Below are 25,103 nucleotides of genomic sequence, written 5' to 3' on the forward strand. Positions count from 1 at the left end.
CCTAAGACGGGCGTTCAGGCAAAGAAGGTTTTTGCGACTTTAAGGTAAGGGCAGCCTGCCTTTCCGGAAATTGGTGGATTAAATGCCTTTTAAAAATATTACAGGAAAACAAGAGTCGGCCATCCTTTCTGCGTTGCGGGTAGGACAGTACAATCTTTTGTTAGGTGCCGGCTTCAGCATGGATTCCGCCAATGAGCGCGGTAAGCTACCTAGTGGTGAGGCTCTCGCGGCCGAGTTGTGCAATGTAACCGGAGCAAAAAGCAACTCACTGCAACGGTTATATGAACTGATGACGCCGGAGCAAGTCAGGACGCATATCACCGATCGACTTTCCCGTAGCGCGCCTGGAAAGACGGCTGAGCTTATGTCATCGTTTATTTGGAAGCGAGTTTTCACTTGGAATGTTGATGATGTGCTTGAGAATACCTATCAAGATGGACGCAGGCTTCAGCGTGCAGTACCAAAACACTTCAACGACATCTATGCAAATGCAGAAAGCTTGGAGGAGCTGCTAGTAATTCATCTGCACGGCTATGTTGGTCAAGCGGATCGTGGTTACGTATTTTCACGCGAGCAATATCTAAAACAGATCACAAAGGTGAATCCGTGGATGACGGTGCTGACACAACTTATGCTGTCAGAGCCCATGATTATTGCGGGAACTTCGCTTGACGAAGTGGATCTTGATTTCTATCTCGCTCAACGAACTAGCGAGAGCGCCCGCAGTGATCGCGGGCCTTCAATTTTGGTGGCATCTGACGGACCTTTCTCCCGCAAACTTTGCGAGAAACACGATCTCCTATTGTTTGATGGGCGTTCGCTTGAATTCTTTGAATATCTCAAGGGGTTGCTTCCGACGGCTCCCACACCCTCAGAGCTTATTCCCATAGAGACCCAAAAACTGATCTCGCCTAAAGTCAGTAAAGTTGTCGCAATGGCTTTCAGCTCGGATTTTGAAGTTGTTCCTGGTTCAGCTCCAAAAGCAACAAATTCTCGCTTTATGTACGGCCACCTGCCGACTTGGAGCGATTTGGAGTCAAACCTTGATATCAGCCGTCCTATCGTAGCTGGGATGCTTCTTGAGGCGGAGAAGCGTATCGCTGACCCCCTCAACACTAATCGCCTAATGTATATTGGAGATGTGGCCGGTGCCGGCAAGACTACGGTGCTCAAACGGCTTGCATTTGAACTCGCCAAAAGAGGCGTTCGAACCCTTCTCTGCTCCGCCTTAAGTCGTATTGGTGCGGACACAGCGAACGTGCTTGACCTGCTCGACGGCCCAGTCGTTATTATCATCGACAACTTGGCTGAGCAAGCTCCAGCCGTAGTCGACCTTATGGCGCGCCTTAGGAAACCTGATGTCCTATTTGTTGGTGCAGAACGGGGTTACCGAGAGAACTACCTAAAGCAAGTTCTCGCCAGCGTGAACTATGACCAGTTCGATGGTTTGGCGATTTCAGGGGTTGAGGCGAGGAGACTCATTGATCGCTATGTTGAAGTTGGGGCTATCGGCGACCACACAATCCTCAAGCAGAAGGACAGGTTCGTCCGTGAAGTACAGAGTGATCCCATTGCTGTAGCGTGTTGCCGAATACTCAATGACTTTCGACCACTCGACCGAATTGTTGATAGCATTACCACCGACGCTGGACCTGAGGCGCTAGGTCGTTACTTGGGCGCAGCCCTTGCCCAGCATTGTTTCTATGGCGGTATCCGGTACGAAATATTGATGAAGGCTTTTGGCGGAAAAGGGGGGCAGGAACAATTCAAACCCAGCAGTCCGTTGCCGCTAGACTTCTACGACGACCCTAAGAGATTTGTAATTCCAGAAAATGCTGTTCTCGCTGAGAATGCCCTAGCTAGACTAGCGGAGCGAGATCCTGACAAGATGCTTTTAACGTTCGTCAATTTGGCAGAGGAACTTGGTTCTTGGGTGAATCGAGAGACCATCAGGGCACGTTCCCCTGAGGCGAGGCTTTCTGGTCGTCTGTTCGACTTCGATGCCGTTGTTGGGAAGTATCTCAAGGGAAATTCAGAGGACTTTTACACTCAAGTTAAAAGCGTCTGGGAGTGGAACTCGCGTTATTGGGAACAAGTGGCTTTGCTCAACTTAGCGCGCTATCAGATGGTGACAAATATGGAGCGGCGCATGGAGTATCTTCAGGATGCGGTCACGCATGCGCGACACGCTGTAACCATCGAGCATCATCCCTTCCCACTAACCACGTTGGGAAAGGTTCTCTTGGTACATATGTTGGCTCCAGGCATCAGTATGAAGACCTCTTTCGACGAAGCATTTCGCAAGTTGTCTGAAGCCATTCAAATTGAGGACCAACGCAATAGGGTTTCCGTCCAGCCTTTTGGAGTGATCTTTAGTGGCGTCGTCAGCTACTTGGAAGCGGGCGGGCAATTAGATCATAAGCAACTTTCTCGACTAACAGATATTCTATCTGTAGCTTCGACCAAGCTAGGTGGCGACCGTGAGATGCAAAGACATATTGAAGCTGTGAAGCAAATCTTGGTTTGAATTACTGTGGAATCCTCGACTTCTTTATAATTAACCAAGCCGAGAGGCAATGTTCAGGATAGCTAAGTTCTCTCTTGAGAGATTACCTGTGTATTAGTTATCTCTCTTCGGAATGCGTGGTTCTGCGCTCCGGATTTTTTGTCCTAAGGTAACGCGTGGAACAACAAGCTATGATGCGAGAAAGTTCGTCATTCCGCAGCAATCATGCCGCTGTAGCATGCCCCAGCTCGCTTTCTCCGGGCTCTCATGTGACTCCCAGCCCACAGTGCCGCATCGTCAAGAAGCTGCATGAAACAGAGCTAACCTATTGCCCTGCATACGGTTTCAAGCCTCGCGTGATTCTCACAAAAGGCTTGACGCCGGCCATTTTTTGGCTTCGCCGCCAAGGGCAGCGGTAGCGGCCGCGCCCTTCGTCATTGCCACGACGATGGCTTTACCAGCAGCATCGGCCTCGATGCGCAGCCCGTGCTGCGCGGCCTGCGCCTTCAAGGCGGCATCGGCCACACCGCCGTTGGCGCGGATGGCGGCCTCGGCATACACGCGGAAAGCGGCGTTGATGTCGTTCGTCGTCGCCTGCCCGCTGTTCTTGATCGTCGTGAAATGGGCCTTGGCGTTTTCGGCCAGGCGCTTCAGCTCCGCTTCGCTCGTGATGCCCAAACCTTGAAACGCAGCTTCGAGCGCATCGCCCGTGTCATCGGCCTGGCCCGCGGTCTTTTTCAGCTCGGCGCGAATCTGCTGCTGGAGCTCTGCCGCGCGCTGCGTGTCGCCGGCAGCGATCGCCGACTGGTAGGCCTTCTTGAGATCGGCAAGCGAGGACACCGTGGCGGCGACTTCGGCACGCTGCTTTTCACCGGAATTCTTGGCCGCGGCGGCGGCTTCGGCACTGAGCTTCGTGATTTCCCGCCAGACGGCCGTGGCGCCTTCGATGTCGCCTTCCGCGGTCAGGCGCTGCTGCTCGGCCGTCAGCTCGGCAATGCGTTCGGCCGTCGTTTTGGCCTGCTCCGCGATGCTGCCCAGCGCCGCTGTCGTGCCTGCCGCCGCCGTGTTCGCAGCTCCGGTGAGCCCGGCAAAGCCGGCCTGGGCCAGCTCCGCCCCCTCGGCCGCGGCATCGAAGGCCTCGCGGGTCTTGCTGGCAAAGGCTTCGGAGACGGCATAGGCTGCTTGTGCGTTGAACCGAAGATTCTCGGCGGCTGCAGCAAAGCTGGCCGACATGTCACCGAAGGTGACCTTGCTGATACCCTCGGCGATCAAGGCCAGATCGGACAGAAACGCAGACGCAAGCCAAGACGCACCACGCCCGAGTGCATAGACGGCAGTCAGCACCGTGTTGATGCCGGCGGACATCACCCCGTAGGCCGTCTGGGCAATATTGCCGGCAGCAGTGGCCTTCGTGCCGATCCAGTCGAAGACCTCGCCCGCGCGCGTGCCGAACGCCTGCATGTCGGCTGCCAGCTTCGAGAAGTCGATCTTGGAGAAAAAATCGGCGACCCACTTGCCGCCCGCCTCGAAGGCGGACTTGATGGCCTGGCCGAAGCGGTCGGCCGTGCCGTCGCTGACGAACTGGCGCAGGCGCTCTGCAACGGCATCGACCTGTTCCTTGAGCGTTGCCAGGACAGGCGTACCGAGTTTGATTTTCAACGCATCCCAAGCACTGCCAAGGCCCTTTGTGGCGCCGTCCAGGTTGTCGCTCATGACTGCGGCGAAGTCACGCGCACTGCCTGCTGACTGGTCGAGCTGGCGCTTGAGATCGTCGAGCGAGCCGATACCCTGGTTCAGCAGCGCCCGCAGGGCGGGGCCGGCCTCCGTGCCCACGGCGTTGATTGCCCGCTGCCCCCCTGCTCCGGCCGCAGCAAGCTGGCGTAGGGCTTCGTCGAAGTCGGTGGTGGTGATGCCTGCCGCGGCCAGTTCTCGACGGAACTTGCTGGCGGGGTTCGAGAACTGGGCAAGAATGCTGTTGAGCGCAGTACCGGCCCGGCTGGCATCGATGCCGGCATCGGCAAACTTGCCGATGATGGCGACCGTCTGCTCCAGGCTCAGGCCCAGCGAGTTGGCCAGGGGCGCCGCATACGACAGCGCCTGGGCCAAGCCTTGCACACTGGTGTTCGAGGCATTCGCGCCCATCGACAGCACGTCGGCGACGCGGCCGGCCTCTTCGAACGACAGCCCCATGCCGAAGACGGCCTTGCTGATGTAGTCGCTGGCCTCGCCCAGGCTGACCCCACCGGCAGCGGCAAGATCGAGCACGGCGGGCAGCGCCTGGACTGCATCGGTGGCGGACAAGCCCGCCTTGGCGAGGTTTTCCAGTGCGCCTGCGGCCTCGACGCTGGTGTATTTCGTCGTGGTGCCGGCGTCTTCCGCCGCTGCGCGCAGCGCGGCAAGTTCTTCGCCCGACGCGCCGGCGGCAGCCTGTACGGCCGACATGGCGGTCTCGAAGTCCCGCGCAGAGCCGACTACATCGCCGAACAGGCGAATGCTGAAATAGCTCGCAATCGCAGCGGCGATCTTGCCGGCATGCGCACCGAGTGCGGAGAAAACCGACGAGGCCTCATCCTTGGCTGTGATGATGATGCGGGTGATTGGATTACTGGCCACTGATCAATCCCCCTTCAAGGCGCCAGTGCCGCCCTGCACTGCTCGTTGATCCGGCGGCACACCTCGGCCCACTGCACCACCTGCAGTTCCCAGCGCATCATCTCCGCCTCGCTGGGCACCACCGGCGCCGGCACCGCCCCGCAGGCCTGAAGGCATTCGGGTGGCGTCGCCGATGGACTGCAGACCGTTGGCCCGGGCGATGGCATCGACGAGCAGGCGGAAAGACTCAGGATCGCGAGCACACTCCAGGCGTGCCGCACGGGTGATGATCTGTTCATGGCGCGAGGCCTCGGCTAGATGACGAGATGCGGTTTCGGCCTGCTGGCGGGCGAGCGTGGCGGTACGGGTGGCCGTGGCGCGCAGTTGCTCACCAGCAGTACCAAGTGCGGCCGCGGCGTCGGCCAGCGCGGTGCGGGCGCTGCCAAGTTGTGCGCGGGCAGCACGCCCATCGGCCAGCTCATGGCCACCCCAGCCGCCCAGGCCCAGCCCCACCACGAACCCCACCAGCGCAACCAATGCGATGGGCTGCACATCACACCTCCTGAGGTTCACAGCCGGTTTCGAACATCCGGCGCTCTTCGGCGCGGCGCTTGACCAGGCCGGGCAGGCGCCGCCCCTTGGCATACACCCAGCGGTCGAATTGCGCCGCCGCGCCCCAGCAGTCGCCCGCGTTCAGGCGGCGGGCCAGCGTGGAGGTGCAATAGGCATCGCCGCCGACATTGAAGGCAAAGGACACCAGGGCGTCGTACTGCGCCTGGGTGATGGCGACATGGGTGCAGCGGGCCACTGCCTTGCCGGCCACGCCGGCATCGAGCACCAGCAGGCGATTGCATTGCTCGAAGCTGGCGCGCTGGCCAAGCTGCACGCCGGCGGTGTGGCCGGTGCAGATGGTGGGGATGCCGACCGGGTCGAGATAAGCGGTCAGCAGCGTGCCTTCGTGCGCGGCGATGAAGCCGAGCCCCACAGCGCTGACGACGAACGCGGCTGCCAGTGTTTTACCGCGCGTCATGGGGGCAGTCCGGGTGTTCGCAGGCAACCGGATGACGGCGGTCGTGGGGTACGGGATCGTCGCGCTGACGGCGGTCGGCCAGCAGGCGTTCGATCTTTTGTTCGTGGGCACGCTGCTCGCGGCGGTCCTTGCGGATGATGTGCCAGGCCTGGAGAACCAGGCCGATGAGGCCGATCAGGATGCCGACGACGACACCCAGGTCATTGAGGGTGAGTGCGGACAACACGGAGATGAGGCCCCCTGCGTAGCTGGCGGTGGATAGCGTTCTGTCGTTCATGGCCGCTCCGGCTGGATGGGGCGCCGAACCCAGGCCCGGCGCCCTGCTGTGCAGGCGTCTGTACTTAGCTGGCGGTGTCGCGCAGCTCGACGGTGAAGGGCTCGGTCTTGCCCACCGGGGTCTTGGCGCGCCCCGTCAGCGGGATGCTGGCGAAGTCATCGGCGAGGAAATCGAAGGCGGCATCCGGGGCGACGATGCCTTCGTGCACGGTGGCGATGCACGGCAGCTTGTCGGCGAAGTTCATGCCGTCGAGGATGAAGCGCGCGCGGATCTCGTTGACCGTGGCGGCACTGATGCGGGTGCCGCTGATGGCGCTGTAGGCGCCGAAGACCTTGACCTTTGCACCCGCGCTGATGCCGGCGCCGGCCTTGACCCGCAGCCAGCCCAGGCGCCAATTGACTTCGTAGTGCGTGCCCAGCTCGTAGGTGGTGTCGCCTGCTTCGTTCTTGACGGTGAAACCTTCCTGCTGCCAGTTCTGGTGCGGCAGCTCCACCCAGCCGCCCAGGTCGACGGTGACTTCCAGCGCATCACCTTCGGCAAGGGTGCCGCTGGCGGTGTTGATGGCGGACTGCGTGCCGAGCAGGGCCAGGGTGAGGCCTTCGCGGTCGACCTCGCCAAAGGTGACGGCGAAGTCGCCGGCCTGGGGCAGGTTGACCGCCTCGATGACCTGGCCGTAGGTGCTGCGGCCCTTGCTGGTCTTTTCCTTGGTTTCGATGTTGGGCTTGTACTCGAACTTCTCAGCTTCGTAAGGGCCGAACAGCGAGCCCAGCGCGCCAGTGAGCGGGTTGTACCGCTGGACGTAGAGGTCGCCAGCGCCAAGAAAACCACGTGCTGCCATGATGGGTTGCTCCTATGCGTTCGGCGCGGCCGTGGCCACACCGGGAAGGGTGAAGTGGATTGCCAGCTCGACGGCCGCGCCCTGGTAGGCGGGAGGCGGAGGCGCATCGAGCACGGGGCGGACACGGCCGGGGCCGGTTCCATAGCGGAAGGCGAGCACGCGCCGAAGCAGTTCTGCCAGGCCGGTGGTGGCGCGCTCGACCTGGACGGCATCGATGGCACCCGCGCCGGCGCCGATGCGCACCACGAAACGCTGGTCGACGGCAGCCTCGGTGCGCGCCGCGCTTTGCGCGCTGACGCGGTAGCCTTGCCACGCCACCTGCACGACGAGCGCGTGCTGCTCGAAATCGGGCTCGTCGAAGGTGCCGTAGATCGGCGCGCCGGGCACGGCATCTGCCAGGGCGGCCTTCAGCGCAAGCTCAAAGGGGAGGAACATCAGCCGCCCTCCTCTTCGCCGTTGGCGGGGACAGTCAGCACCTTGGCGAGCGGCGCCACGAATTCCCGCCCGCCATGCAGGGCACGCGGCTTTTCGGCCACGCGCAGAACGCCGGCAGGCGCCGAGGCCGAACCGGCCAGCGTGAGGTTTTGCCCGCGCTGCAAGGCAGCAGGGGCAGCGTAGCGCAGCAGCCAGTCGCAGCCCCGAACGCCATCGAAGAAGTCCGTGTCGTTGAGGCTCAACATGCCAGCGAAGGGCTCGCCGCCATCGGGCGTGACGACGACATCGGCCAGCATGCCGACCGTGGCTTCGGTCAGCATGTCTTCGATTTCGGCAAACGGGGCGACCAGGCCAGTCATGCTCAGGCGCCCTCCCCTTTCTGCTCGGCCTTGTCGTCCGCCGCGGCCGGGCGCACGGGCACGGCGAACCCGCGGGCGACCAGCGCTTCGGCTTCGGCCTTGTCCTTGATGTCGATCTCGCCACCGGGCGGGATATCTCCCGCAGCGGTGCCGAGGGTGACTTTGGCGATTAGCTTCATGTCACCCTCCCGATCAGCGCACGGTGGCGCAGAACGACGCGTTGACGCGGTACGGGACCGGCAACGGGGCGGACTGCATGAGCAGGTAGCGGACGGCCGGATCCTTTTCGAGCCAGGACTTGGGGAAGTAAGGCAAGGCCTGGAAGCCCGCCTCTTCGTCCTTGATGGCGCCGAAGCAGCGCACGCCGTCCAGATCGGGGCTAAGCAGCAGGACGGTGTAGTCCGGCAGGTAGGCCGTGGTGGCGCCGGTGTCGGGGTGCACATACCAGCCGGTATGCACCCAGATGTCGAAGTCGCCCACGTTGCCCATGTAGCGGGCGCCTTCGCCGGTGACGGTGGGGTTGAGCTGGTCGCGGCCGCGGAAGCGGTCGAGCAGCTTCTGCACCTCGGCATCGGCGCTGAAGAGCTGCCAGGCCTTCAGGTCCATGACCACCGTATTGGCAGTGGCGCCGGAGTGCTGCGAAACAAGCAGCGACCAGGCCTGCAGATCATCCAGCGGCTTGACGCCAGTCTCGCCCCAGCGCGCCGTGGTGGTCAGCGCCTTGGTGAGGTCGCCGTGGCGCTGGAAGTCGACTTCCACCTCGGGGTACTCGTCGCCCTTGACGACCACCTTGCCGGTGCGCAGGGCCTCGACCGCCATCACTTCCATACGGCGGGTGAGCATGTCGAGCTGGTCCTGCAAGTCGCGGGCCAGCAGCAGTTGCTGGCGCTGGGCCGGGGCGAGCTCGCCGCCGATGCGCTCGCCGATGGCCCGCTTGAAGGGGCGCGAGGAATCGAACACGCGCTTGTCCTTGACGTAGGCGGGCTTGAAGGTCTTGGTGACGTAGCCGCGCGACTGCACGACTTTGCCGGCGACGATAGGCGCGACGAAGGGGGCGATGCGGCGCTTGCCGGTGTCGATGTCGAAGTGGATTTCCTCGCTGTCCTCGCGCTGCTCTTCGCGGAAGAAGCTGTTGAGGAAGAAGGGCTGCGGTTCCGGCAGCGCCTCGACGACGCGGCGCAGGACGCCAGTGGTGAAGATGTCCATGTGTGCTACTCCTTTCAGGCGGCCACGGCCGGCAGGATGGTGATGCCCTTGGCGCGCAGGCCTTCGGTGATGCTGGCCACGGTGTGGCCGGTGCCGAGGGTGAGTGCAGCGGCGGCGAAGTCGCCGCGGGCGTAGGCGAGCGCCTTGACGTCGGCGGCGGTGGCGTCGACGTCTTCGGCGAGGATGAGGTCCGGCGTCTGGCTGCCGTCCGAAGCCGCGGAGAGCGACAGCAGGTATTTGCCGCTGGCGGTGATCTTGCCGAGCACCGCGCCACGCTTGAGTACGCCAGCGCCGGAGGCGATGGTGATCTGACGGCCGACGAGCAGGTGCGCGTTGCCGGCGATGAGGCCATCGGGCACGTAGGTGCCTTCGGTGGCGAATTTGGCCTTGTAGTCCATGTGCGGCTCCTTATTGCACGGTGTTGCCGAGCAGACCGACGATGCTCGCGGCCAGCGTGGCTTCGCTGTTCTCCAGCTCGGAGGCCGCCTCGACGCCAGAGACGGCCGGGTTGGCAACCGTGGCCATGGCGGCGGCGAAGACGTTGGCAGGCGCGGCGGCGGGCGGCGTCGAGGCGACCGCGCCGAGGATGGCGGTGGCCTGCTCGGTACTCAGCCCGGTGTTGATGCACTGCAGGGCCAGGGGCGCGCAGCCGGCAGAGGCGTGGCCGAGGATGGTGCCGACGCGGGCACGCTCCGCCTGGGCGCCCTGCTCCACGCCTTCGGCGCGGGCGTGATCGAGATCGGCCTGGCTGAAGGAAGCTGCTGGGGCGGCTGCCGGGGCAGCGGCCTGGGGTGCGGGCAACGTGGTGGTGCCCGCCTGGGTGGTTTCGCTCATGAGGTGGTCTCCTGGTTGAGCTGTGGCGCGGGCGGACTGCCCGACGGGATGCGGCCGGGCACGAAGCCCCGCCAGTTCGGCGATGAGTTGATCGGTGGTGGCGATGCGGTCTGCGAGGCCAGCATCGATGGCGGCCTGGCCGCGGTAGGTCTGCGCCTGGGTTTTGCGGACGGCTTCCGGATCTAGGCCGCGGCCGCTGGCCACGGCGCTGATGAACATCTGGTGCAGGTCGTTGATCTCGGCCTGGATGTCGGCGCGCACGCTGTCGGGCAGCGGCTCGAACTGGTTGCCATCTACCTTGTGGTCGCCGGCATAGATGTGCGTGACGCGGATGCCTTCCTGCGCCAGGGCCTGGGACAGATCGACGTGGCGCATGACGACGCCGATGGAGCCGGCGTAGCCGGTGCGGGTGATGGCGAAGTGTTCCAGCCCGGCCGCGGCGAGGTAGCCTGCGGATGCCGCCAGCCCGTCCGCGATGCCCCAGACAGGCTTGTTGCCGCGCATCTCGCGCAGGCGATCGTGGTACTCGAACGCACCTTGCGCTTCGCCGCCGGGCGTGTCGAACACCTGCAGCACGGCGTGCACGTCCGCGTCGGCCAGGGCCATTTCCAGCGCGGCGGCCAGATCGTTGTAGCCCAGGATGCGGTCGCTGCTGGCCATGACAAAGCGACCGCGATGGGCGAGCACGCCGCTGGCGTAGATGACGGCCACGCCGTCGACGATGGCGTAGCCGGGGCGGCGATCCCTGTCTTCCACGCGGCGGGTGCTGAAGAGTTCCGCCGGCAGTACAGACGCCTGCACAGCGTGCTCCGCCGCGGACAGGTCGACATCGAGCAGACGGCCGCCCAGGCCGGCGATGATGGCGTCCAGCTTCTGCGGGTGGATGAGCAGCGGGGTGTTGAAGATGCGCGCGGCGAGGTGCGGATATTTCATGGGGTGACGGCCTCCTGGCCGAGCATGGCGAGGGTGTCGTGGTAGGCTGCAGTGGCAGCGGCGTCCGACTGCGCGCCACCGTCTTTGTCGTCTGGGCTGGCGGATTCGGTGTCGTCGCCGGCCGCTTCGGTATCGCGCCGGGCCAGGCCGCTGGGGCGGGTGGCGTCCGGGACGGCAGAGGAAAGGCCCCGCTCTTCTTTCATGGCCTTCTCGATGGCCTGCTGGTCGAGGATCTCTTCGAAGTCCTCGCCCTGTTCGGCGCATTCTTTTTCCAGCGTGGACAGGCCGGCGGCCATGCGCAGGACCACGGCCTGTACTTCCTTGACCGGATCGACCCAACCCTTGCCGCCGAAGATGAAGCGGCAGCGGCAGTAGGCGTAGCGCTTTTCGTAGAAGTCCGGCGCATCGACCAGGCCGGCATTCACGGCCTCTTCCAGCCACAGCTCATAGACGGCCTGCAGCCAGTAGTCGGAAAGCCAGCGGCGGCGGCCGTTGAAGTAGCGCCAGGCTTCGAGCAGCGCAGCGCGGGCGCTGCTGTAATTGGATTTGCTGAAGTCCTTCAGCAGCAGTTCGTAGGGCAGGTTCATGCCGGCGGCGATGTGGCGCAGCGCGGCAAGCATGAAGGCCTCGAAAGCCGGGTTCGGCCGTCCAGGGCTGAAGCTGGACAGGCGGGCGCCGACCGGCAGCGGAATGACCGCCCCGCCCTGCAGCTTGCGGATGCTGCGTGCCTGGCGGACGGATTCGTTCCACGCTTCGCGCGGCTCTTCGCCGAACAGCGCCGCGGCGGCATCCGGGCTGAGGTCTGATTCCAGGAATGCTGCGACCAGGCTGTTGGCCAGGCTGGCCTGCAGCTCGTTGTGGGCGTACTTGCCCGCCATGTGGAATTCGCGCATCACCGCGGAGACGATGGGCTTGCCCCGGCTCTGGCCGGTGCGTTCCTTGTCATGCAGGTGGATGACGCGGCGCCGGCCCCAGGCGGTAAAGGCCGGCACGCGGCTCCAGCGCTGGGCGCGCGCACTGCCCAGGCCGAAGCCGGCGAGCGCATCGCCGGGGTGCTTTTCCAGGATGTGATAGGCGACAGGGGCGCCGTAGTAGTCCTGCTCGATGCCGGCGCGGATGTCGTCGCGGTGCATCATGCTGGTGGGGGTGCTGAGGCGGTTGGCATCGACCATCAGCAGGCGGGTGTTCCAGGCGCTGCCGGCACGCGGCAGCCACAGCGGCAGGGCGAGCGCGTCCCCGTCGAGCATGGCGCCGCCCAGAGCCTGCAGCGTGAGGCCCAGCAGGTTGAGCGTGCGGCCGGCATCGCATTCCGGAGTGGCGGCCCAACTGCGGAAATGCGCCTCGGTGTTGTTGCCCCACTCGCGGGCCTGCTCGCGGGACCAGCCCAGCAGGCGGTAATCGGGGATGGCGGAGAGCTTGAGTACCGAGCCGACGATGTTGTCGCGCATCGTCTGCATGGCGCCGCCCATCAGCCCGTTGTTGCGGGCCAGGTCGCGCGAGCGCGCGGTGAGCGTGTCGAGGTCCGGCAGCAGATCGGCGTCCGCACTGCCGGCCACGGGGTTCCAGTCGGCGGTGGCGAGGTCGTAGCCAGCAGACTGGTGCTGCCCGGCCAGCGCGGCACCGCCCTGCCCTGCCTGGGCGCGGAGTGTGAGATGAGGTTTGCCGGATCGCCGCGCCATGCTCACACCAGATAGATGGGCCGGTGGGCATGGGTGCCCGCACGGGCATCCAGCTCGGCGCAGATGGCGGCGATTTCCTTGCGGATTTCGGCGGTCTGCTGCTCGTAGCGGGCGGAGCGATCGCCCGAGCCCACGGCGGTGGGCTTGGTCAGGCGATCGTGCAGGGACTGCGTAAGGCGGTCACGCAGGGCCTGGAGTTGCTCGATCGTTTGGTGGCTGTAGATTCCCATGCCCGGCAGAGTGCCGGGATGGGGCGGAACTGTTTAGGTGAACTGTTCCTCTTGACTGTTCCGCGTGTTTGTGTATGGAAATGGCGCGGCAATGTTGGTTTTTGCCGATTCATGCTTCCAAAAAATAACGGATTCCATTAATATCTGCTCTATGGAAAAACGCAAAGCCCACTACGATCTGGCCACCATCAAGGCGGTGGTACTCGATCGCGGCCTTGACGCCTTTACCCGTACCGCGGTGCAAGGAATCGACGCGATGGGCCTGAGCGAAGCCGAAGGGCTGGCCGTGGCGCTTGGCCTGCAAGGCAGCATGCTGTTCAAGAGCATGACCACGCACGCCGACCACACGGTATGGCAGGACGTGTATCACGCGCCCTGCCCAAACGGGAAAACCGCCTATATCAAACTGACCCTTCGCGCCGGCGCGGTGGTGATCCAGTTCAAGGAGAAATGACATGGGTGAAATTCGATACTGCCTGCAATGCGATGACGGCACCGTGCTGGAACAAGGCGCCAAAGACATGACCGATCGTGTCGATGGCATCGAGTTCACCGTGCCGCAGGTGCGTGGCTGGCACTGCCCGGTGTGCGGCGAGTGCGAATTCGACGATGGCGAAGGCAAACGGTATAGCGCCGCAATGGCCAATGCGCGCCAAGAAGCCGCCGAGCGGCGCGCCGCCGAATTGCGCGCCATCCGCAAGCGCCTTGGCCTGAAGCAGGCCGAAGCGGGCCGGCTGTTCGGCGGCGGCATCAACGCCTTCTCGGAATACGAGCGCGGCAAGACGCAGCCGCACAAATCCACCGTGCTGCTGCTGCGCCTGCTGGACAAGCACCCGGAACTGCTGAAGGAGCTGAGCTGAAGACTAGATCGGCTGCGCCGGACTGTCCGCCTCTCGTTTGAGCATCGACGGCGGCAGGTACAGCCGGCGGCGACTGGGGTCTGCCGTGCGGTTGTTGTCCTTGCGGCCGCAGCCGAGCTTGCGCAGGATGGCGCCGATGCGGCCGGTGATGGAGGGCGTGAGCTTGTCGGGGGCGATGTCGAGCCAGGCGCCGGCTTCCTGCATCGAGAACGGGGCGGTCTGCTGCTGCACGAACTGCCGCAGTTCGTCTTCGAACGGCTCGGCAGCGTGGAGGTCTTCGTCGGTGATGCCGAGCTCTTCCAACAGATCGACGCCGGTGCGTTGGAAAGTGGCGGCATTGGCCAGGCGCGCCGCGTGAGCGTGACCCAGGCGCAGCGCATTCCCGACGCGCAGCAGGCTGTTGAAACTGCGGCTGGCGGAAACGATGTGGTCGGCGCGGTGGTTGACCGAGGCGGGCAGGCCGGGCACCGGCGCCACGTCGGCGGACGCATCGCGCAGTTCGAAGAAAGCGCGCACCAGCGCCTTCTTGAAGCCGCGCACGATGTCGCTGTTGCGCATGTAGGTGAGTAGCAGCGTGGATTGGGGTTCGTTGAGGAAGGCGATTTCTTGCCGCTGCATTCCGCCTGCCGTTTCAAAGGGTCGCGTTTCAAACGCGACCCTTCCGAACTCGTCGAGGTCGTCCGCATACTTCCGAACCAGGCCGAGCACGTTCTTGTGCTCGACCTCGGTTCCCTCGGCAATGGCAAGGCTGGTGGTCACCAGTTCGCCTGCGCGCTCGATGACGACCTCGGGCATGTGCAGTTCAGGCAGCATGGCGCACCTCGTCTTCACGCTCACCAAGGATGGCGGCGAAGCGCTGTGCATCGGCTTCTGCCAGCGCGTAGTGGTCCATGCGGTGCGCCGCTTGGTAGAGCAGAATCTCGATGAAGCTCCAGAAGCCTACCGCGTAGCCTTTGGCGTCGGAGTCGTCTTCGACCTCGGCCATGTCTTTCGCCACCAGCGCGAGCAGGTTCCCGCCGGCCCAGACCGGGTTTTCCTTCAGGTACTGGATGAAATCGCATGCGTACTGGCGGCCAACGTTGTTGGCATGACGGTAGTCATCTGTTTTCGGCACCGCCCAGAACGAGCGGCGCACTTTGCGCTCGATGCGGACATCGGCAACGAAAGCAAGATCGGTGATGGAGGCGGGACGGGGCGGGAACGTGTGACGTTCTACCAAGGTGCGAGCGGACATGGCCGGGACTCCTACGAAGCGGTTTTGTTTTCCGCCATCCCGACGCCAATCGGGGTGGGCGGAGCCGTGCAGGTTGGCGTACCAGTCGTAGGGCTGGCGGGCCTTGCGGCCCCCCACACGGCCCGCCCATTGAGAGCTGTAGCCATGCTGCGGACGTAAAAAAACCGCGACATGCGGCGGTTTGTCCGCCTACGAAACCGGGACGCCAATCCCGCGTCACTGCCTGTTGAGCAGCGATGGGGCGACTCTCCCACATCGGCATACGATCGTCAATACCTGCCAGAATCCCAGTTGATGCAAACAGTCCACCACCCAACCAGGAAGGATCATGAAAATCACCATCCAGCTTCCCGAAGAGCTACGGGCACGCCTGGGGTACGAAACACCCCCGGCGGCCGATCTGAATACGCCGTTTCCCAGCATCGACGAATATCTCGATGCACATGGCACGCTCACTGACCTGACGGACCAAGTGTTCAGGAACGCAATCGATGGCGGGTACATCACCGAAGAGCGAGCCAGGCGCCTCGCTGAATGGTTCGATCGTCACCCGCTGATAGCGTCGATTTACCCCTACGCCCAGTTGAAACGGGCACTGGAAACGGCAACTTCCGAGAATGGATGGAGCGAAGTTGCTGAGGCCGCGCTGCTGGGGTTTATCGGTCTGTTTTGCCTTCAGCGGGATTTCTATTCAGGCGCCAAACATTTACTGGACGCCCCTACCGAGCTTTTTGGCGACCTGTACATGGAGATGTTCCACGTGCCCGCCGCTCCTATCGATCTTCACAGGCAGACCGTCGAAGTAACCGGCCCATGCGAGAAAGGGACGCATAAGGCCATGATCGAACGGGCTGCCGCAGCCGGAGCGTACTACAACAAACGTGGCCCGTTCTCTCGCCTGTTTGTTGCCAACAGCCACATTGCACAGCGTGTTGTTTCGACGAAGATGCTCATGGCGATATTCGCAGGCATGCGATACGGGCAATCCGTTTTGATCATGCCCGAGGATCATTTTCCCTGCTAGACGCCGCTCACCTTCCTCTCCTATCGAACCCCATCCCCAAAAAAACAGGCGAGTAGGCGCATGGAGGCGAACAAATTGTATCTACAAATAATTCTTGACCGCTTGAATTAACGCATCTACAGTTATTGCATGGGAACACGACTGATCTGGGATGAAGCCAAGCGGGCGGCGAACCTTGCCAAGCATGGGCTGGACTTTGCCGAGGCAGCGGTTGTGCTTGAATCGCGCTACCGGCTGGATGTATCGGTGGTGCGCAAGGGTGAAGCCCGAATCCAGTCGTTTTCCTACGTGATGAACCGGCTTGCGGTGCTGACGGTGGTGCATCTGGCGCGCGAGGGCGCGACCCGCATCATCAGTTTCCGCCCGGCCAGCGAAGTGGAATCGGAGGCTTACCATGACTGGCTCAGCAAAGAAGACGACTGAACGCGAAGCCATCCTCAAGGCGATGGAAACACCGCCGCCCGGCGGCTATTTCGAGTGGGATGGCAAGGACGAGGACGAGCGCCCGGCCACGGCGCAGGAAATGCAGGCGGGCATCCAGGCCGAGCGCAAGGCGCGCGGCCGCCCGGCGGGCAGCGGCACCAAGGAGCAGGTTGCCATTCGTTTCGACAGCGACGTGCTGGCCGCTTTCCGCGCCAGCGGGCCGGGCTGGCAGACGCGGATGAATGCCGCTCTGCGCGAGTGGGTGAAGTCGCACCCAGTGCCGTAGGCACTCACACTACCGCCACCTTCCGCACCCACCGCACGCTCACCCCGAACTCCCGGGCCAGCACTGCCGCGTTCCGGCCGGTGAAGCGCGCCCGGATCTCCGCAATCACCCGCTGCCGGTCTTTCAGCCGCCGGCGCGGCACGTAGATGCTCTCTCCGCCCAGGCGCAGCATGATGCGCTCGACGAACATGGCGGCAACGTCTTCGCTGGCGGAGATGCCGAAGGAGCGGGCCACGGCGCGGGCTTCGTCTTCGATGACGGCGATGGGGTCGTCGTCGATGTCGTGTTCGTCCATGGCGGGCCTCAGTACAGGGGGATGGGGGCGAAGATGTCCTCGCCCGGTTCATTGGCCGGCAACGCAGCCGGCGGGGCGGGCGGGACGAAGGACTGCGCGCATACAGGCTCTACGGGTTCCTGCGCTGCCGGCTCAGGCGAAGGAACTGGAGCACTGAAAAGGTCCGGCGCCAGCGCATCCCGCCATTTCTGCCAGGTGCTGGCGGGCGTGGTGTGGTAGCCCATGGCCTGGGCCAGGAACAGCACGATGACGGTGCAGTCCAGGACCTCGTTGCGGTGCCCGCTGGGGCACACCCAGCGGTCGGCCCAGCCGTGGGCCATGCGGACCTTGATGCGGTGTTCGGCGGTGAGCTGGTCGAACCACTCGGGCGGCAGGTGGCGGTTGAGGTGGATGTAGCCGGGGCCGGGTTGCTTGACCTGGTCGAGCCGGCCGTGGAGCAGGTCCTTGGCGGTATCCACGCAGATGCGCCACAGCTTGACGCCGCGCTTCAGGGTTTTGCCAAAGGCGTTCACGTCCACCCAGCTCGGCTTCATCTTGATGGGGGCGCCCAGGGCCTGGTCGCCCTTGGTGGCGAACACCTTGCGGGCGTTCATGGCGCGGCAGTAGGTATATGCCTGATGCGTCCAGTTCGTGCCGCCGGTGTCGATGCCGACGGCGTCGATGGGCATGGCGTGCCCGTTGATGTGGCGGTAGGTAGCCTCGATGACGGGGTTGAGTTTTTCGAACCATTCCTGCTGCTGGGCCGGGTTGCCGTAGATGACGCGGTAGTCGATGGGCCACATTTCCTCGCCCTCGCCGATGGCCCAGGCGACAGCCTCCCAGCGGTCTTGCTGGGTATCGATGCCGAGCAGGATCTTGCAGGCACCCGCGGGCACGAGCTGCAGCGGGATGTCCAAGTCGCGCTGGGCGCGTTCACGCAGCAGGCTGGCGTCGGTGTGGTCGTATTCTTCTTCCCAGACGTCGGCGAGGGTTTCGTTCTTGAAGCCCTGCATGGGGCCGCTGTCGCCCAGCTTCTGCGCTTTGCGGGCTTCGAGGAATTCGCGCACGATGTCCGGCCAGGCACGCTGCGGGCTGTAAGCCGTCCAGACCTTGACGAAGGCGACATGGCGCGGCGGCTTGCGCGGGGCGCCGTGGCTGTCCGTCCAGACCTTGGCGATGTGGTCGTAGATGTAGTCGCCGCAGCGGCTGACCCAGCGCCCGGCTTCCCAGATCGACAGGTAGTCGGCCTGGGTGATGGCTTCGTTGCAGTGGGGGCAGACGTGGCGGACGGTGGCGGGGTCGGCGTTGTCCCACTTGAAGCCGTAACGGACATCGGCGCCGCCCCACATGAGGGGGTGGTCGGCACCGCAGTAGGGGCAGTCGATGCGGAACTCCATGACCGCGTCCGCCGCCTGCACGCGCCGGCGGACGTGGCTGGTGAATTTATGGCGCGGCGTGGTGCCGAGGATCAACTTGGGGAACGGCGCGCCTTCCAGGCGCCCCTTGGCGCCGGTGACCGGGTCGATGGTTTTTTCCACCACCTGGTCCATGGCGTCGACTTCGTCGAGGATGCCCACCGCAATGGTGATGCGGCGGAAGCTGCGGGCGGCCTTGGCGCCGAGGTAGTGCTGCACGCTGCCACGGAAGCGCTTGAACTTGATGGTGTCGTCGTCGCGGCCAAGGCGGCGGACAGGGTCGAGAGCACGGCAGATATCGAAGGACGGAGTGATTTCCGACTTGACGAAGCTGTCGCGGTCGTCGTCGGTAGGCTGCCAGATGGCGAGCTTGCGGCGGCGGTGGGCGGCGTTGTATTCGGCGAAGCCGACTATGGTCTTGGTATAGCCAACCCGCTTGGCCTTCTCGACATTGACTTCCTCGATGTCGTCGTTCGAGAACGCATCCATCCAGCCGATCTGGAACGGCCACGGCACGAACAGACCGCGCTGGTGACTCGATTCTTCGTCCAGGTCGAAGTGTTCCGCCGCCCAGGTGCTGTAGGGCACGGGCGGGTCCGCCTTGAGCGGGCGCAGGCCGGCTTCGATGGCACGCTTCAGGGCTTCGACGGTTTCGGTGGGCAGACGGGTAGTCATGGTCAGTCCCCTTCTACGGAGGCATCGGGCGTTTCGTCTTCCTGGATATCGAACGGGTCCAGGGCATCGGCGATCAGCGATGCCGTCTTGCGGACCATTTCGTTCCGCGCCCGAGCGACCTCGGTCATGACCAGGTCACGGACGGGCTGAGGCAGGTCGGGGCAGACGCGATTGATCCCAGCGGGGATCTGGTCGAAGTGGTCGACGGCGGACTGGGATGCGTTCGACAGCACGTCAGCCAGGACATCGATGGGGGCATAGGTGCCACGCGCGACGGCGTTCTTGATGTCCTGCCCCTCACGCTGCGACCGTGCCAGCAAGGCGCGTTCGGTCGGCAGGTCGATGGAGCCGTCGGCCGCAGCCCGGCCAGCAGCCTCTTCCCGCAGCTTCCGCAAGTAGCGGATGCGGATATCGCCCAGGGGCACCTGCTTGTGGTCCAGGCCGAACTCGGTCAGCAGCTCGCGCAACCTGCGATCGCTGATGTCGAGGTGCGCGGCGATTTCTGCCTGGGTGGGGGCGCGTTCGACCCGCCCCGCCTCATCCCGCAGATGCCGTACATACGCGTGCACAAGCGGCGCTAGGTTGTAGGCGTTCTTGTCGACACGCGGGATGACGCCCCGATCCACGAGCCGTCTCAGCTCGCCCGGCGTGAGATCCAGCAGCCGGGCGGCGGTGTCGTGGTTGAGATGGCCGGACATGGCGGATTAGCGCCCGCCCTTCGCGGCTGCACGGTCCAGTCTCTCGGCCGCTCTTGCGGCGGCCTTCGCGGCAGCCTCGGCCATCACCACGCGCCGCTTTTCAGCGCGGTCCAGGCGCTCGATTTCAGCGACCAGCAGCGCAGCGGCCTTCACCATGTTGCGGCGCGGCTCGCCCGGTTTCCACCATTCCGCCGCGAAGGGCCATTGCTGCGGGCAGCCATCCTGCGAGACGGAGCCATACAGGGCATAGCAGGCAGCGGCAGCAGGGAGTTCGCCGCCACGGTACGTGTCATCGTGCGCCGGCGCCCACCCCTCGATGGCGACCTGGCGCTCGCGCTCGGTGATCACATCCTCGATCGCGGCAACGCCACGGCGACGCTTGATCGCTGGAGCAGAGGACGGCGCTTTCTCCACGCCGGCGCCCTCGCCCGCCGGCGGCGGCGCCCCACCGTCCGACAGGGACGCCAGAGCATCCGCGCCGATGCCGAGCGTATCGAGGTCGAAACCATCATCCTTCAGCAGCGCCAGTTGCTGGGCCAGGACAGTTTCGTCCCACTCCCCGTTCCGGCCGATCTGATTGTCGGCAATGATGTACGCGCGCTTCTGCGCATCGTTCAGGCCCGTGCGGCGCAGGCACGGGACGGTTTTCATGCCCGCGCGAATCGCCGCCAGCCGGCGCCCGTGACCCGCCAGGACCACGTCGTTTTCATCGATGACGATCACGCCGTTGAAGCCGAACTGTTCGAAGCTGGCCACCAACTGAGTGATCTGGCCATCGCCATGCTTCATGCTGTTGTCCGGATGCGGCGTGAGCGCCTCGGGATCGATGTGTTCAATGATGTCGTGCTGAGTGTTCTGCTGAGTGTTCAAAACCGGAACCCCCTTAGGAAGGTTGAAAAACAGTGGAAGAACGAGGATCGAATTACCCGCGGCGGGACCGCCCGGGAAGGACCCACGATTACCCGCCCGAGTCGAAAGCCTCCCGGAAGAGTCGAGGGAAGTTGTCCGCGGCGACACGCTGGCCGAGGCCGTAGAAGTCGAAGCGGGGCTTGTATGCTGCCGAGGGGACGAAGATCATGACCGGCTCGATGCGACTGCCCAGCGCGTAGTGGGTGCGACGGTAGATGCCCGGCTGCATCGCATGGCTGCCAGTTGCACCACTGGCCCGCACGAACGAACGCCGATCACCGGGACGTACCGCAAAGTATTCCCAGCCGGCCTTCTTCCGCGTCCCCCTGCGCCGCTTCTCCCGTCCGGCAAACCCCATGTTCTGAGTTGAGCCCGCCACCTGCTCGGCAGCGTCGAACCATGTCAGGATTTGTCGAATCTCCCCCGGGCTGTGGTTGCCGAAAGCATCAAGCTTGGCGCGCTGACCAGGCACGGCCATCCAGCCAGCCGGCAACACACCAACTGCCTGCAGCGCCACCTCGAACGCCTTCTGCCGCCGCTGGCCGCCGCCGATCTGTGTATTCAGATAGTTGTCCGCACGAGGCTCCCTAACCAGGAGTTCAGCCGTAATAGTGCTGCCCGGCGCCGATTGCCACCTAAGCCCCGTCTGCCTGTCCGGGTTCGTTTTATCGCTGTAGAGAGCGATGCGCAGGTCTTTTCCGCCCAACCTGACCCGGAAAGCGTTGAGCGTCCAGCGCGTGGGCCGATCGAACACGCGCTCCATCTCCGCACGCTCTTCCGCCATCAGCACGCGGGCCGTTCGAAGCACGGCGCGCTGCGCGGCCACCTCGATGCGCTGCCGGCTCGATTCGCCGAACTCCCGCAGGGCTCGCTCCATCTCCGAAGTATCGACCTTGACGGTGGCAACCATGTCAGTGCCTCCCCTTCCGCTGCGCCGCCTCGGCGGCCTCGCGTGCTTTGCGCTCGTCGGCTGCCTGGGCACGCATGCGGGCCATCGAGCCGCGCACGATGAGTTCCCAGGCGGCGATGCTGGCGGAGAGGTCAGCAAGCCAGAGCGCCCAGCTGTGGATCATGTCCGGGTCGCCCTTGTCGATGGCGGCCTTGATCGCTTCGCCGATTTCCGTTTCGTCGGCCTCGCTCCAATCCCCGCGCGCCTTTCGGGCGTCCGCCACGCGGACGAAGTCGGCCCGCATCTTGCTGATCACTGACTTCATCGGTTCCTTCATTTCTGCCCCCTTGCAACCAAGCAACCACCCAAAGTTGTGGGTTTGAATACGCGTGGCGCGCCGGCACGCGCGCGTGCACGCGTCTGCACACGCCTGCACGCGGGCAGGCGGGTTACGCATGTAATGTTCGAAATCAGGGTGGGTGCTTGGGTGCAAACCCAGGCAACACCGGCCAAAACGGCGCATTCAAGCCTTTTGGCGTTGTGTGGCACAAGGATTGCTTTAAAGCACCGCATGGTTAAAACGGCTCCACGTCGCGCCATTCGGCATCGACCAGGTCGAACAGCTGGCGCATATCGCTGTCGATCTCGGGGAGCTGGTCCGCACACCAGTCCTCGGTGACTCGCTCGGCGCGTGCAAGCGCCTGTAGCGCCACCTCGGTGAGGCGCGCCTTGTAGAGCGCTTCGGCCTGCTTCGCGAGCAAGCTGGCGCGGCGGTTGATGACGCTCATGTCCGCCCTGTTGAGATTCTTCCGGTGCATTCATGCCCCTCAAAACGGCACCTTGGGCGCGTCGTCGTCTTGTGCAGGCGGCTTGGCATCGCCCTCTGCCCCGCCCCGCTTGAGCATCGAGGGTGGCAGGTACATGCGGCGCTGACTCGGATCCACGGCGCGGTTGTTGTCCTTGCGTCCGCAGCCAAGCTTGCGCAGGACGGTGCCGATGCGGCTTGTGATGGCAGGTGTAAGCTTGTCCGGGGTGAGATGCAGGTGTTCGGCAACCTCCTTCATCGAGAACGGCGCCACCTGGTCCTGGACGAACTTCCAAAGGAAGTCCTCGAAGGGTTCCGGCATGCCGCGCTTGGCCTGCTCGGGCGTGAAGAGGCCATCCTGTTCCTCGCGCGACGGCCAGCACGGTGCGCCCTGGTGGTAGTCGTGCAGCGCCTCGGCCAGCATCAATTCCAGGCAATCTCTCAGGCCATCGAGGTTGATTTCCTCCCCGACCCGGACGGGCCAGAAGCGCCGGCCACCGGTCGCATCCTTGAGGTATTCATCCTCATTGGTCGTGCCGATGAAGACGGACTGGCGTGGCACCTTGATGAGACGCTTGCCGTAGGGTGGGCGGTACTCATCCTCCTGCCTGGACAGGAAGGACTTCTGTTTCCGCTCCTCGGCCTTCATCAACGAGCCCAACTCGGCGATCTCATAAACCCAATGCCCAGGCAGGGCCATCAGCGAATCCTTGTTGTTGAGATCGAGGTCGGTATCGCAGAACCAGCGCCAGGACAGAACGCGCGCGACGCTGGATTTCCCCTTGCCCTGCTCGCCTTCCAGCACCAGGCAGTAGTCGAACTTGCAGCCGGGCTCCATCACCCGCTTGACCATCCCGCGCAGGAACAACTGGCCGACCAGGGCAGTGTATTCGGTGCGCTCCACGCCCAGGAAGTCGGACAACCATTCGGTGTTGCGCGTGATGCCATCCCACGGCGGCAGCGCCGCCAGGGCATCGCGCACGGGGTGGAACGGATGGCGCCGGCCCAGCACCTCGACGGCCTGGGCCACGGTCGACGGCGAGAACTCGACCCCCCACTGCCGCTGCAGGTGGATGGCGGTCATCATGTCCAGATGATCCGTCCACTCCCCGTCCGCCTTGCCATCGCGGTCGAAGGGCACGGGCTGCCGGAACATCGTGCGCTCGGAAAAAAGATCGAAGCCGACCACGCCGCGCCATTCCGGCATGTTGGCCAGGATCAGCTCCGCATTGGCGAGGCAGGCCGACACGTCGCCCCTTTTGTAGAGCAACCACTGGCGCCAGTCTTCCTCTGGCGGCTCATCGCCCCCCCCTGCGGGAGCTGTTGGTCGGCGCGGCGGAGATTTGGCGCCTGAAGGGGGCGGGGGCGGCGCACTGTCGGGCGGACTGTCTGAAGCGGCCGGAGCAGAAGCGTCTTGCGTAGCCGCTGGACCGGCTGGCGTAGAGGCAGCGGCGGCCTGGCGGCGGCTCTTGCGCTCGGCAGCCTTCGCCCAGGGCGAGATCCATCCGTGCTGCTCGGCCAGCGAGAACAGCGAGCCGATGCCGATCTGCTCGGGATTGAAGCCCGCCCACCGGCGTGCGGTATCGTCCGGGCCAGCGTACTTCTGGCTGCGGGCGCTCCAGGCATCCCAGATGATGTAGCCGGCCGCACCCAGACCAGCTTTGCAGGCCATGCCCAGCTCGATCCACTGCTGGTAGTCGTCGGGCGGGACGGCCTGAATGGCCTCTTCGGCCAGTGCAGCGGTCTCGGCGAGCGAACGTTGCCGCCCGCCGAGGTGCGCGCCAAGCGGCGGCGGCGAATCTGGCGACGCCGGCACAGCGGCAGCGGGCTTGCGGGCACTTTCGACGGTGGCATACAGGCGCCGCAGGACCGGCTCGCCGATTGGCGCCACAGGAACGGGCGGATCGTCGAATGACCGGCCCGTCCAGGTAAAGAACTGCCTGCCGGAGAAAACCTCGACGCCGACCTTATTGCTCTTGAACGCGAGGCGGCGCCCTGCTGCCACCCACGCCTGCTCGACATCCCCGCTCAGGCCACAAATGATGTGGACGCCGGTCCCGGACGGCGAGTATTCAGCATAGCTGGCGCAGGCCTCGACGATGGCCTGCATGCGCTCGGACACCTCGCCGGTGTCCGGGTCGATCATGCCGTCCAGGTCGATGCCGAGCAGACCATCGCCTGCCAGAAAGGCGAAGCCGACGCCGTCGAAATCATCGGCGCGGGCAGTGGCGCAAGCGTGCTCGAAGGTGCCCAGCCGGGCGCGGTCGGCGTCGGAGCCCTGGTCGCCGACGCGCCGGCCGCCACCGGGGTAGTACGGCATCTTGCGCGGCTTTTTCTCGGGCGTTTCGCCCGGCTCGTAGCGCCACACGACCCACTGGCGCCGCGTGGCAAGCTCGGGCGGCGCCCAGTCGGGCACGGGCATCCGGTCACGGTATGCCGCCCGATAGGCGGGCAGATCGGCCCAGGGCGGAGAGTTCGACATCTACGCCCGCCCTTCCGCCCGGCGGCGGGCCTGCCAGTCGTCCCGGCAATCCGCATCGCAGAACGCCAGCCCGGCGTCTACGGGCTCGTCGCAGTTGTAGCACTGCCCGCAAGCCACGGGCGCCGATGGTGATCGACGTCGGGCAGCCTCGATGGCGCGTGCGGTATCGAGCTGCTCGCGCTCGGCGGCGATGTCGGCAAAGTCGGCCAT

General features: G+C 64.3%; 30 protein-coding genes. 6 read left to right on the top strand and 24 right to left on the bottom strand.

The window, feature by feature from the left end; genetic code table 11:
* Positions 1-82: 82 nt before the first annotated feature.
* Positions 83-2,527: a P-loop NTPase gene (locus tag TBU01S_RS22865; protein ID WP_083953416.1), complete on the top strand. Its 2,445-nt coding sequence runs from the start codon at positions 83-85 to the stop codon at positions 2,525-2,527.
* Positions 2,528-2,869: 342 nt separating this feature from the next.
* On the opposite strand, the gene TBU01S_RS02210 is transcribed toward TBU01S_RS22865, so the two are convergent.
* The 13 genes from TBU01S_RS02210 to TBU01S_RS02265 form a co-directional block, all read right to left on the bottom strand.
* Positions 2,870-5,119, bottom strand: coding sequence for a phage tail tape measure protein (locus tag TBU01S_RS02210; RefSeq protein WP_068635013.1), 2,250 nt, complete (start codon positions 5,117-5,119; stop codon positions 2,870-2,872).
* 3 nt (positions 5,120-5,122) lie between these two features.
* On the bottom strand, positions 5,123-5,650 hold the full coding sequence (locus tag TBU01S_RS02215; RefSeq protein ID WP_068635014.1) for a hypothetical protein: 528 nt from the start codon (positions 5,648-5,650) through the stop codon (positions 5,123-5,125).
* Position 5,651: 1 nt separating this feature from the next.
* Positions 5,652-6,128, bottom strand: coding sequence for a lysozyme (locus TBU01S_RS02220; RefSeq protein ID WP_068635015.1), 477 nt, complete (start codon positions 6,126-6,128; stop codon positions 5,652-5,654).
* Positions 6,115-6,405 carry a phage holin family protein gene (locus tag TBU01S_RS02225; RefSeq protein WP_068635016.1) on the bottom strand — a complete coding sequence of 97 codons (291 nt, stop codon included), beginning with the start codon at positions 6,403-6,405 and terminating at the stop codon, positions 6,115-6,117. The genes TBU01S_RS02220 and TBU01S_RS02225 overlap by 14 nt, the downstream gene beginning before the upstream one ends.
* Before the next feature lie 64 nt (positions 6,406-6,469).
* Positions 6,470-7,243 carry a phage tail tube protein gene (locus TBU01S_RS02230; RefSeq protein WP_068635017.1) on the bottom strand — a complete coding sequence of 258 codons (774 nt, stop codon included), beginning with the start codon at positions 7,241-7,243 and terminating at the stop codon, positions 6,470-6,472.
* Positions 7,244-7,255: 12 nt separating this feature from the next.
* Positions 7,256-7,678, bottom strand: a complete 423-nt coding sequence (locus TBU01S_RS02235) for a hypothetical protein (protein ID WP_068635018.1) — start codon at positions 7,676-7,678, stop codon at positions 7,256-7,258.
* Entirely contained in the window at positions 7,678-8,037 is a 360-nt protein-coding gene (locus TBU01S_RS02240) for a hypothetical protein (RefSeq protein WP_068635019.1), read from the bottom strand. The genes TBU01S_RS02235 and TBU01S_RS02240 overlap by 1 nt, the downstream gene beginning before the upstream one ends.
* A 2-nt stretch (positions 8,038-8,039) precedes the next feature.
* Positions 8,040-8,216 carry a hypothetical protein gene (locus tag TBU01S_RS23700; RefSeq protein WP_157659077.1) on the bottom strand — a complete coding sequence of 59 codons (177 nt, stop codon included), beginning with the start codon at positions 8,214-8,216 and terminating at the stop codon, positions 8,040-8,042.
* Positions 8,217-8,229: 13 nt separating this feature from the next.
* Entirely contained in the window at positions 8,230-9,243 is a 1,014-nt protein-coding gene (locus TBU01S_RS02245; RefSeq protein ID WP_068635020.1) for a major capsid protein, read from the bottom strand.
* A gap of 14 nt (positions 9,244-9,257) precedes the next feature.
* On the bottom strand, positions 9,258-9,641 hold the full coding sequence (locus TBU01S_RS02250; RefSeq protein WP_068635021.1) for a head decoration protein: 384 nt from the start codon (positions 9,639-9,641) through the stop codon (positions 9,258-9,260).
* A 10-nt stretch (positions 9,642-9,651) separates the two neighbouring features.
* Complete coding sequence (locus TBU01S_RS02255) at positions 9,652-11,010, bottom strand: S49 family peptidase (RefSeq protein ID WP_068635022.1); 1,359 nt, start codon at positions 11,008-11,010, stop codon at positions 9,652-9,654.
* Positions 11,007-12,689, bottom strand: a complete 1,683-nt coding sequence (locus tag TBU01S_RS02260; protein ID WP_083953417.1) for a phage portal protein — start codon at positions 12,687-12,689, stop codon at positions 11,007-11,009. Before TBU01S_RS02260 ends, TBU01S_RS02255 begins: the two co-directional genes overlap by 4 nt.
* A 2-nt stretch (positions 12,690-12,691) precedes the next feature.
* On the bottom strand, positions 12,692-12,919 hold the full coding sequence (locus TBU01S_RS02265) for a hypothetical protein (RefSeq protein WP_068635023.1): 228 nt from the start codon (positions 12,917-12,919) through the stop codon (positions 12,692-12,694).
* 91 nt (positions 12,920-13,010) lie between these two features.
* Between TBU01S_RS02265 and TBU01S_RS02270 the strand changes: the two genes are divergently transcribed.
* Positions 13,011-13,373 carry a type II toxin-antitoxin system MqsR family toxin gene (locus tag TBU01S_RS02270; RefSeq protein WP_217999539.1) on the top strand — a complete coding sequence of 121 codons (363 nt, stop codon included), beginning with the start codon at positions 13,011-13,013 and terminating at the stop codon, positions 13,371-13,373.
* 1 nt (position 13,374) lies between these two features.
* Positions 13,375-13,779, top strand: coding sequence for a type II toxin-antitoxin system MqsA family antitoxin (locus tag TBU01S_RS02275; RefSeq protein ID WP_068635025.1), 405 nt, complete (start codon positions 13,375-13,377; stop codon positions 13,777-13,779).
* A gap of 3 nt (positions 13,780-13,782) precedes the next feature.
* Here TBU01S_RS02275 and TBU01S_RS02280 read toward each other — a convergent pair whose 3' ends face one another.
* Positions 13,783-14,592, bottom strand: a complete 810-nt coding sequence (locus TBU01S_RS02280) for a Rha family transcriptional regulator (protein ID WP_068635026.1) — start codon at positions 14,590-14,592, stop codon at positions 13,783-13,785.
* Positions 14,582-15,013, bottom strand: a complete 432-nt coding sequence (locus tag TBU01S_RS02285; protein ID WP_068635027.1) for a hypothetical protein — start codon at positions 15,011-15,013, stop codon at positions 14,582-14,584. Before TBU01S_RS02285 ends, TBU01S_RS02280 begins: the two co-directional genes overlap by 11 nt.
* 328 nt (positions 15,014-15,341) lie before the next feature.
* Here TBU01S_RS02285 and TBU01S_RS02290 point away from each other — a divergent pair, with 328 nt between their 5' ends.
* The 3 genes from TBU01S_RS02290 (at position 15,342) to TBU01S_RS02300 (ending at position 16,746) form a co-directional block, all read left to right on the top strand.
* Positions 15,342-16,037 carry a hypothetical protein gene (locus tag TBU01S_RS02290; RefSeq protein ID WP_068635028.1) on the top strand — a complete coding sequence of 232 codons (696 nt, stop codon included), beginning with the start codon at positions 15,342-15,344 and terminating at the stop codon, positions 16,035-16,037.
* Positions 16,038-16,166: 129 nt separating this feature from the next.
* On the top strand, positions 16,167-16,460 hold the full coding sequence (locus TBU01S_RS02295) for a BrnT family toxin (protein ID WP_068635029.1): 294 nt from the start codon (positions 16,167-16,169) through the stop codon (positions 16,458-16,460).
* On the top strand, positions 16,432-16,746 hold the full coding sequence (locus TBU01S_RS02300; protein WP_083953418.1) for a BrnA antitoxin family protein: 315 nt from the start codon (positions 16,432-16,434) through the stop codon (positions 16,744-16,746). Before TBU01S_RS02295 ends, TBU01S_RS02300 begins: the two co-directional genes overlap by 29 nt.
* Positions 16,747-16,750: 4 nt before the next feature.
* Here TBU01S_RS02300 and TBU01S_RS02305 read toward each other — a convergent pair whose 3' ends face one another.
* The 9 genes from TBU01S_RS02305 to TBU01S_RS02345 all read right to left on the bottom strand — a co-directional run bounded on the left by TBU01S_RS02305 (position 16,751) and on the right by TBU01S_RS02345 (position 25,103).
* The gene (locus TBU01S_RS02305; RefSeq protein WP_068635031.1) at positions 16,751-17,041 is read right to left on the bottom strand and encodes a Mor transcription activator family protein; all 291 of its coding nucleotides are present in this window, start codon (positions 17,039-17,041) and stop codon (positions 16,751-16,753) included.
* An 8-nt stretch (positions 17,042-17,049) separates the two neighbouring features.
* A complete protein-coding gene (locus tag TBU01S_RS02310) occupies positions 17,050-19,110 on the bottom strand; it encodes a phage terminase large subunit family protein (protein ID WP_068635032.1) in 2,061 nt (686 codons plus the stop codon).
* A 2-nt stretch (positions 19,111-19,112) separates the two neighbouring features.
* Positions 19,113-19,808: a terminase small subunit gene (locus tag TBU01S_RS02315; protein ID WP_068635033.1), complete on the bottom strand. Its 696-nt coding sequence runs from the start codon at positions 19,806-19,808 to the stop codon at positions 19,113-19,115.
* Positions 19,809-19,814: 6 nt separating this feature from the next.
* Entirely contained in the window at positions 19,815-20,678 is an 864-nt protein-coding gene (locus TBU01S_RS02320) for a ParB/Srx family N-terminal domain-containing protein (protein ID WP_068635034.1), read from the bottom strand.
* 88 nt (positions 20,679-20,766) lie between these two features.
* A complete protein-coding gene (locus TBU01S_RS02325) occupies positions 20,767-21,627 on the bottom strand; it encodes a hypothetical protein (RefSeq protein ID WP_068635035.1) in 861 nt (286 codons plus the stop codon).
* 1 nt (position 21,628) lies between these two features.
* Positions 21,629-21,931, bottom strand: a complete 303-nt coding sequence (locus tag TBU01S_RS02330; RefSeq protein ID WP_245650823.1) for a hypothetical protein — start codon at positions 21,929-21,931, stop codon at positions 21,629-21,631.
* A gap of 250 nt (positions 21,932-22,181) precedes the next feature.
* Positions 22,182-22,394, bottom strand: coding sequence for a hypothetical protein (locus TBU01S_RS02335; protein ID WP_068635037.1), 213 nt, complete (start codon positions 22,392-22,394; stop codon positions 22,182-22,184).
* Between the two features lie 39 nt (positions 22,395-22,433).
* Positions 22,434-24,779: a VapE domain-containing protein gene (locus tag TBU01S_RS02340; RefSeq protein ID WP_169802945.1), complete on the bottom strand. Its 2,346-nt coding sequence runs from the start codon at positions 24,777-24,779 to the stop codon at positions 22,434-22,436.
* Positions 24,780-24,893: 114 nt separating this feature from the next.
* The gene (locus TBU01S_RS02345) at positions 24,894-25,103 is read right to left on the bottom strand and encodes a hypothetical protein (RefSeq protein ID WP_068635039.1); all 210 of its coding nucleotides are present in this window, start codon (positions 25,101-25,103) and stop codon (positions 24,894-24,896) included.

The sequence above is a fragment of the Thauera butanivorans NBRC 103042 genome, from assembly GCF_001591165.1.
In the GTDB taxonomy this organism is placed as follows: Bacteria; Pseudomonadota; Gammaproteobacteria; order Burkholderiales; family Rhodocyclaceae; genus Thauera; species Thauera butanivorans.

What these genes read in the sequence shown, in the direction of transcription:
- TBU01S_RS02260 (WP_083953417.1), bottom strand. Translation starts at nt 12,689, where the DNA reads ATGGCGCGGCGATCCGGCAAACCTCATCTCACACTCCGCGCCCAGGCA.
- TBU01S_RS02235 (WP_068635018.1), bottom strand. Translation starts at nt 7,678, where the DNA reads ATGTTCCTCCCCTTTGAGCTTGCGCTGAAGGCCGCCCTGGCAGATGCC.
- TBU01S_RS22865 (WP_083953416.1), top strand. Translation starts at nt 83, where the DNA reads ATGCCTTTTAAAAATATTACAGGAAAACAAGAGTCGGCCATCCTTTCT.
- TBU01S_RS02230 (WP_068635017.1), bottom strand. Translation starts at nt 7,243, where the DNA reads ATGGCAGCACGTGGTTTTCTTGGCGCTGGCGACCTCTACGTCCAGCGG.
- TBU01S_RS02315 (WP_068635033.1), bottom strand. Translation starts at nt 19,808, where the DNA reads ATGTCCGGCCATCTCAACCACGACACCGCCGCCCGGCTGCTGGATCTC.
- TBU01S_RS02290 (WP_068635028.1), top strand. Translation starts at nt 15,342, where the DNA reads ATGAAAATCACCATCCAGCTTCCCGAAGAGCTACGGGCACGCCTGGGG.
- TBU01S_RS02245 (WP_068635020.1), bottom strand. Translation starts at nt 9,243, where the DNA reads ATGGACATCTTCACCACTGGCGTCCTGCGCCGCGTCGTCGAGGCGCTG.
- TBU01S_RS02310 (WP_068635032.1), bottom strand. Translation starts at nt 19,110, where the DNA reads ATGACTACCCGTCTGCCCACCGAAACCGTCGAAGCCCTGAAGCGTGCC.
- TBU01S_RS02295 (WP_068635029.1), top strand. Translation starts at nt 16,167, where the DNA reads ATGGGAACACGACTGATCTGGGATGAAGCCAAGCGGGCGGCGAACCTT.
- TBU01S_RS02325 (WP_068635035.1), bottom strand. Translation starts at nt 21,627, where the DNA reads ATGGTTGCCACCGTCAAGGTCGATACTTCGGAGATGGAGCGAGCCCTG.
- TBU01S_RS02270 (WP_217999539.1), top strand. Translation starts at nt 13,011, where the DNA reads ATGTTGGTTTTTGCCGATTCATGCTTCCAAAAAATAACGGATTCCATT.
- TBU01S_RS02265 (WP_068635023.1), bottom strand. Translation starts at nt 12,919, where the DNA reads ATGGGAATCTACAGCCACCAAACGATCGAGCAACTCCAGGCCCTGCGT.
- TBU01S_RS02280 (WP_068635026.1), bottom strand. Translation starts at nt 14,592, where the DNA reads ATGCTGCCTGAACTGCACATGCCCGAGGTCGTCATCGAGCGCGCAGGC.
- TBU01S_RS02250 (WP_068635021.1), bottom strand. Translation starts at nt 9,641, where the DNA reads ATGGACTACAAGGCCAAATTCGCCACCGAAGGCACCTACGTGCCCGAT.
- TBU01S_RS02345 (WP_068635039.1), bottom strand. Translation starts at nt 25,103, where the DNA reads ATGGCCGACTTTGCCGACATCGCCGCCGAGCGCGAGCAGCTCGATACC.
- TBU01S_RS02285 (WP_068635027.1), bottom strand. Translation starts at nt 15,013, where the DNA reads ATGTCCGCTCGCACCTTGGTAGAACGTCACACGTTCCCGCCCCGTCCC.
- TBU01S_RS02305 (WP_068635031.1), bottom strand. Translation starts at nt 17,041, where the DNA reads ATGGACGAACACGACATCGACGACGACCCCATCGCCGTCATCGAAGAC.
- TBU01S_RS02275 (WP_068635025.1), top strand. Translation starts at nt 13,375, where the DNA reads ATGGGTGAAATTCGATACTGCCTGCAATGCGATGACGGCACCGTGCTG.
- TBU01S_RS02330 (WP_245650823.1), bottom strand. Translation starts at nt 21,931, where the DNA reads ATGAAGTCAGTGATCAGCAAGATGCGGGCCGACTTCGTCCGCGTGGCG.
- TBU01S_RS02335 (WP_068635037.1), bottom strand. Translation starts at nt 22,394, where the DNA reads ATGAGCGTCATCAACCGCCGCGCCAGCTTGCTCGCGAAGCAGGCCGAA.
- TBU01S_RS02300 (WP_083953418.1), top strand. Translation starts at nt 16,432, where the DNA reads ATGACTGGCTCAGCAAAGAAGACGACTGAACGCGAAGCCATCCTCAAG.
- TBU01S_RS02255 (WP_068635022.1), bottom strand. Translation starts at nt 11,010, where the DNA reads ATGAAATATCCGCACCTCGCCGCGCGCATCTTCAACACCCCGCTGCTC.
- TBU01S_RS02240 (WP_068635019.1), bottom strand. Translation starts at nt 8,037, where the DNA reads ATGACTGGCCTGGTCGCCCCGTTTGCCGAAATCGAAGACATGCTGACC.
- TBU01S_RS23700 (WP_157659077.1), bottom strand. Translation starts at nt 8,216, where the DNA reads ATGAAGCTAATCGCCAAAGTCACCCTCGGCACCGCTGCGGGAGATATC.
- TBU01S_RS02225 (WP_068635016.1), bottom strand. Translation starts at nt 6,405, where the DNA reads ATGAACGACAGAACGCTATCCACCGCCAGCTACGCAGGGGGCCTCATC.
- TBU01S_RS02220 (WP_068635015.1), bottom strand. Translation starts at nt 6,128, where the DNA reads ATGACGCGCGGTAAAACACTGGCAGCCGCGTTCGTCGTCAGCGCTGTG.